The following is a 3693-nucleotide window of genomic DNA, read 5'->3' as shown; positions in this document are numbered from 1 at the left end:
AGCACGGTGCCACCGGCGCCCTTGACGTCTGCGGCGGCGCTGTCGAAGATCTGCGTCCCGGCCTGCAGGGTCTTGCGGAACGCGTCCTCCTCGGCGTACGCGACGCGCGAGATGCGCTCCCAGTCGGCGTGCAGGTCGGTGTACGTCTCCCCCATGCGGTCGCGCGAGACGGGCATCAGCTCGGGCAGCGCCCGCTTCTCGTACCCCAGCAGGCGCATCGAGCGCACTGCGCGGCGCAGGAGGCGGCGCAGCACGTAGCCGCGTCCCTCGTTGCCGGGCGTGACGCCGTCGGCGATCAGCATCATCGAGGAGCGGACGTGGTCGGCGACCACGCGGAAGCGGACGTCGTCCTCGGCGTTCTCACCGTACGTGCGCCCGGTCAGCGCCATCGCCTTCTCGATGACGGGGAACATCACGTCGATCTCGTAGATGTTCTCCTTGCCCTGGAGCAGGAAGGCGACGCGCTCGAGACCCATGCCGGTGTCGATGTTCTTCTTGGGCAGGGAGCCGGCGATGTCGAAGTCGCTCTTGGAGCGCACCTCGCTCAGCTCGTCCTGCATGAAGACCAGGTTCCAGATCTCCAGCAGCCGGTCCTCCAGCTCGACCGGCATGTCCGGGCCCAGGGTCGCGGAGTCGAAGTCGGGACCGTACGCGGGACCGCGGTCGTACAGGATCTCCGAGCAGGGACCGCCCGGCCCGGGGATCCCCATCGACCAGTAGTTCTCCTTCGGCCCGAGCTTGATGATCCGCTCCGACGGCAGCCCGGTGACCCGGCACCACAGCTCGACGGCCTCGTCGTCACCGGCCAGCACGGACGGGTAGAGGCGGTCCACCTCGAGCCCGAAGCCACCGTCCTCGACGGACTTGGTGATCAGCTCCCAGGCCAGGCGGATCGCGCCCTCCTTGAAGTAGTCACCGAAGGAGAAGTTGCCGCACATCTCGAAGAAGGTGCCGTGACGCGTCGTCTTGCCCACGTCCTCGATGTCCGGGGTGCGCACGCACTTCTGGACGCTGGTGGCACGGACGTAGGGAGGGGTCTCCTGGCCGAGGAAGTACGGCTTGAACGGGACCATGCCGGCGTTGACGAACAGCAGGTTGGGGTCGTCGAGCAGGAGCGAGGCCGACGGGACGACGGTGTGCTCTCCGACGGTGACGTCGTGGGCGAAGTGAGCCTGGAATCGACGGCGGATCTCCGCGGTGTCCATCAGAGGTCGTTCTCCTGCTGCTGTGTGGGGTGGATCGCCGGGGTGGCGACGGGGGGAAGTGTGGCACCTGGTGCGACCGAGGTTCGTGGTCGGGGCGCGCCCAGGGCGGCGTGCTGGGGTTGGAGGGGCAGGCCGAACCGCTCGCGCAGCTCGACCTCCTTCTCGGCCTGGCCGGCGCTGACCTCCTCGGCGAAGAGGCGTGCCCCGACGGCGACGGCGCTCGCCCGGTCCCGCAGACCGTCGACGGTGAACGTCTCGGCGAGCTGGCGGGCCTTGGTCACCGCGTAGACGCCGACACCGGCCCCCGCCAGGAACCACAGTGGCCGGGGAATCATGCAGCGTCTCCCTCGTCGAAGGTCACCTGACCACGCTGGCGGGCCTGGTACTCGCGCCAGGCCACCTTCATCTCACTGCGCCGGTTGCGCTTGGACCGCTTGACCTCGCGACGCATCTCGAACCGGATCCGGTTGCGTGTCTCCGGAGCCAGCGCGCGGCGTACGCCGTGAACCAGGCCGGCGGACTTCACCAGCGTCTCGCGGGCCACCAGGTCGGCGAAGAGGCGTCCGTCGATCCGGCCGGGAGCCTCCGCGGCGGGCTCCCCGGTCGGGGCCACGTCACCGAGCTGGGTGATCACGAACGTCTGCTCCGGTGCCGCGGGGGTGGCGCCGGCGCGGGCGCTGGTCACGGGGGCGTCGCGGAGACGGTCCGCCTCCCACGAGGCCAGACGCTCGGCCAGCTCGTCGGCCCTGATCGACTGGGCGCGCAGCTCCCGCGACACGACGCGGGCCCGGTGCAGGGCCAGGACGGCGACGAGAAGGCACAGGGCCACCAGGCACCCCACGACCACCCACTGCTGCTCCTGACTCACGCGCCGACCCTACCGTCCCCGCACGATCCGACGGATTCGCTCCCAGCGTTCCTTGACCGCCGACTCGGCCCCCAGCGCGGTCGGTCGGTAGTAGCGGGCGTCGGCCACCACGTCGGGGGCGTACTGCTGCTCGGCGATGCCGAACGGCTCGTCGTGGCTGTACGTGTAGGTGCTGCCGTGGCCGAGGTCCTTGGCCCCCGCGTAGTGGGCGTCGCGCAGGTGCGGGGGCACCGAGCCGATCTTGCCCGCCCGCACGTCACCCTGCGCGGCGTCGATCGCCATGATCACCGCGTTCGACTTGGGGGCCACGGCAAGTGCGATGACGGCCTGGGCCAGGTTGAGCCGTGCCTCGGGCATGCCGATCAGCTGGACCGCCTGGGCCGCCGCCACCGCAGTCGTGAGCGCGGTGGGGTCGGCCAACCCGATGTCCTCGGAGGCGAGGATGACCAGGCGCCGCGCGATGAACCGCGGGTCCTCCCCCGCCTCGACCATGCGTGCCAGGTAGTGCAGCGCCGCGTCCGCGTCGGAGCCGCGGATGGACTTGATGAAGGCACTCGTCACGTCGTAGTGCTGGTCGCCCTGGCGGTCGTACCGCACCGCCGCCTGGTCCACGGCGGTCTCCGTGGTGGCCAGGTCGATGGTGTCCAGCCCCTTGCTCGAGGCCGCACCCGCCGACGCCTCCAGGTAGGTGAGAGCACGCCGTGCGTCCCCACCGGCCAGGCGTACGAGGTGGTCGCGGGCGTCGTCGTCGAGGGCGACCGCGCCGGCCAACCCGCGCTCGTCGACGAGTGCCTGCTCTATCACGTCCGCCACGTCGTCGTCGGTGAGGGACTCCAGGCGCAGGAGCAGGCTGCGCGAGAGCAACGGTGAGATCACCGAGAAGAAGGGGTTCTCCGTCGTCGCCGCCACCAGGGTCACCCAGCGGTTCTCCACGCCGGGCAGCAGCGCGTCCTGCTGCGCCTTGGAGAAGCGGTGGACCTCGTCGACGAAGAGGACGGTCTCCTCCCCAGTGCGTACGAGGTCGGAGCGCGCGGCGTCGATGGCTGCGCGCACCTCCTTGACGCCCGCGGAGACGGCGGAGACCTCGACGAACCGGCGCGAGGTCTGCTGGGACACGATCGAGGCGATCGTGGTCTTGCCCGTCCCGGGCGGACCCCACAGCAGCAGCGACATCGACTGGTCGCCCTCGATGAGGCGTCGCAGGGGTGAGCCCTCGGCCCGCAGCTGTCCCTGCCCGACCAGCTCGTCGAGGGTGCGCGGCCGCATACGAACCGCCAACGGCGCGGCACCGTGACGGGCGTGGCTCAGTGAGCCTCCGCCGTCCGGTGCCGCGCCGGGCGCGTCGAACAGGGCGTCGTCAGGCACGACCCATCGTCTTGCTGTCCAGGTCGAACCAGGTGTCGGAGTAGCCCGGCTCGTCGAGCGGCACGTTGCCCGAGGCGGCGCCCGGGTCGTGGTTGCCCTGGTCGTCCACGCCGAGCATGCGCGTGGTCACCGGCTGGGCGGGCGCGCTGCCCAGACGTCCCGGGAAGTGGCAGGCGACCTTGTGGCGCGAGCCGATCTGCAGCAGCGGCGGCTCCTGCTTCGCGCAGATCTCCTGGGCGATCGGGCACCGCGTGC

At 70.9% G+C, this 3693-nt stretch carries 4 protein-coding genes and 1 pseudogene; all 5 read right to left on the bottom strand.

Annotated features, from left to right (window positions below):
- Positions 1-1205: alanine--tRNA ligase-related protein (locus ACI379_RS02975; RefSeq protein ID WP_439790572.1), on the bottom strand; the 1205-nt coding region annotated here is incomplete at its 3' end.
- Entirely contained in the window at positions 1205-1540 is a 336-nt protein-coding gene (locus ACI379_RS02970; RefSeq protein ID WP_439790571.1) for a DUF6167 family protein, read from the bottom strand. The genes ACI379_RS02970 and ACI379_RS02975, both read right to left, overlap by 1 nt.
- A complete protein-coding gene (locus ACI379_RS02965; protein WP_439790570.1) occupies positions 1537-2073 on the bottom strand; it encodes a hypothetical protein in 537 nt (178 codons plus the stop codon). The genes ACI379_RS02970 and ACI379_RS02965 overlap by 4 nt, the downstream gene beginning before the upstream one ends.
- Before the next feature lie 9 nt (positions 2074-2082).
- Positions 2083-3438 carry a replication-associated recombination protein A gene (locus tag ACI379_RS02960; protein WP_439790569.1) on the bottom strand — a complete coding sequence of 452 codons (1356 nt, stop codon included), beginning with the start codon at positions 3436-3438 and terminating at the stop codon, positions 2083-2085.
- A pseudogene (locus ACI379_RS02955) lies at positions 3431-3693 on the bottom strand (dipeptide/oligopeptide/nickel ABC transporter ATP-binding protein); the annotation flags it as partial. The gene ACI379_RS02960 and the pseudogene ACI379_RS02955, both read right to left, overlap by 8 nt.

The organism is Nocardioides sp., assembly GCF_051876515.1.
Taxonomy (GTDB): domain Bacteria; phylum Actinomycetota; class Actinomycetes; order Propionibacteriales; family Nocardioidaceae; genus Nocardioides.
The sequence above is the reverse complement of the archived record's forward strand: the minus strand, read 5'-3'. Positions and strand labels throughout refer to the sequence as shown.

Excerpts from the sequence above, each read along its gene's own strand:
- ACI379_RS02970 (WP_439790571.1), bottom strand. The coding sequence starts at position 1,540 with ATGATTCCCCGGCCACTGTGGTTCCTGGCGGGGGCCGGTGTCGGCGTC.